General features: G+C 70.8%; 1 protein-coding gene. It reads left to right on the top strand.

Annotation, left to right across the window (positions count from 1 at the left end; translation table 11 throughout):
• The first annotated feature begins 635 nt into the window (after window positions 1-635).
• Entirely contained in the window at window positions 636-1,700 is a 1,065-nt protein-coding gene (locus AAHZ94_RS33535) for an iron-siderophore ABC transporter substrate-binding protein (RefSeq protein WP_349997471.1), read from the top strand.
• Window positions 1,701-1,825 lie beyond the last annotated feature (125 nt).

The raw sequence follows: 1,825 nt of genomic DNA, 5'->3' as shown, positions 1-1,825 counted from the left end.
CAGCGGACCACAGCGAACGCGAACCACCGACCGCAGCCACCCCTGACACGGCCCAAACCGAAACACCACCCACCCGGCCACCCCCCCCCCCGCCCCCCCCCCCCGCCCCGCCGCCCCCCCGCCCCCCCCCCCCCGGGCCCCCGCGGCGGCCGTTCACACGCAGCGGTACGGCTACGGCGGCACTGCGAGGCGGCGGTACGGCGAGGCGGCGGCCCAACGCCCGGCGCGTACGACCCGACGCCCGGCGGTCCATTCGGCCGTCTTGCGCCCGGCGCCCCGTACGGCCGTCCCGTACGAACGAGCCCGCCCCCGGCCAGCCCACCCCGCCCCGCGCCAGCCCTCACCACGTCGCACAGAGAACACCCCCACCCCTCCCCCACAACCTCCATATCAGCCAAAAAGATCCGCGGCCCGGCGTGGCCCCGCCAGACTCACCGCTCTCGGGCCGTCGTCAGCTCTTCAGCGCTCGACCAGCTAGGCGCCATGTACCGCGGGAATTACATAGGTTAGGCTCACCTAAAATCGCCGTCGGCCGCCTGTCGACGCGCTGGTTCCCGTAGGCCGAAACACGTCCTCGGGTCGATGCGCGAAAGGCGGCAGTCGACACCTGATGCCTGAGAACGAGGACCGCCGCAATGCCCCTTCCGTTGACCTCCCTGCGCCGCCGGGCCGCCGTGGCCGCCGCCGGTGCCGTTTCGCTCGCCCTGCTGGTCACGGGCTGCGGCTCGGACGACAAGAAGGACGACAAGGACACCAAGAAGGACGCGGCGGGCGCTTCGGCCGAGACCGGGGCCTTCCCCGTCACGCTCAAGAGCGCGCTCGGCGAGGCCGTGATCAAGGAGAAGCCGCAGCGCGTGGTGACCCTGGGCCAGGGCTCGACGGAGACCGCCATCGCGCTGGGCAACGTGCCGGTGGGCATCGAGAAGTACGAGTGGGGCAGCGACAAGACGGGCTACCTGCCGTGGGTCCACGAGGCGGTCACCAAGGCCGGCAAGGACCTGCCGAAGCAGTTCACCGGCGGCGAGGAACTCGACATCGAGGCCATCACCGAGCTGGAGCCCGACGTCATCCTGGCCCCCTGGTCGGGCATCACGCAGAAGCAGTACGACATCCTGAAGGACATCGCGCCCACCGTCGCGTACCCGGACAAGGCGTGGAGCACCGACTGGGACCAGCAGATCGACCTGATCGCCAAGGCGCTCGGCCAGCCGGCCAAGGCCAAGGAGCTGACGGCCACGATCAACAAGCAGCTCGCGGACGCCGCGGCCAAGCGGCCGAAGTACAAGGACGTGACGTTCTCGTACATCTACAACACCGGCCCCGGCACCCTCGGCGTCTTCAAGCCGAAGGAGCAGCGCGTGGAGATGGTCTCCAAGCTGGGCCTGAAGGTCGACCCGGTGGTCAACTCCTTCAAGGAGACCGAGGGCACCGACTCCGCGCTGATCGGTCTGGAGAACGCCGACAAGCTTGCCGACAGCGACATCGCGTTCACGTTCTACATGAACGACAAGAGCCGCAAGGAGATCGAGGCGCAGCCGCTGTACGCCGCGATCCCGGCGGTCAAGAAGGGCGCCCTGGTCTCCAGCAAGGACCAGCCCTTCGTCACGGCCTCCTCGATGATCAACCCGCTGACCGTGCCGTACAGCATCGAGCGGTACCTGCCGATGATCGACGCGGCCGTCGCCAAGGCCGGTAAGTAACTCCCGGGAGCCCGGAAGCGTGACCACAGTCTCTGCCCGGGCCGGGCCCCCCCGGGGGGGGCCCGGGGCCGGCCGCGGGGGCCCGGCCCGCGGGCGGGGGGGGGGGGGGGGGCGGCGGCGGGGGG

Source organism: Streptomyces sp. HSW2009 (assembly GCF_040240285.1).
Taxonomy (GTDB): Bacteria; Actinomycetota; Actinomycetes; order Streptomycetales; family Streptomycetaceae; genus Streptomyces.
This window is presented reverse-complemented; position numbering and strand designations above follow the sequence as displayed.

Bases quoted from the DNA above. Each gene is read 5' to 3' on its own strand.
- AAHZ94_RS33535 (WP_349997471.1), top strand. From the start codon at position 636: ATGCCCCTTCCGTTGACCTCCCTGCGCCGCCGGGCCGCCGTGGCCGCC.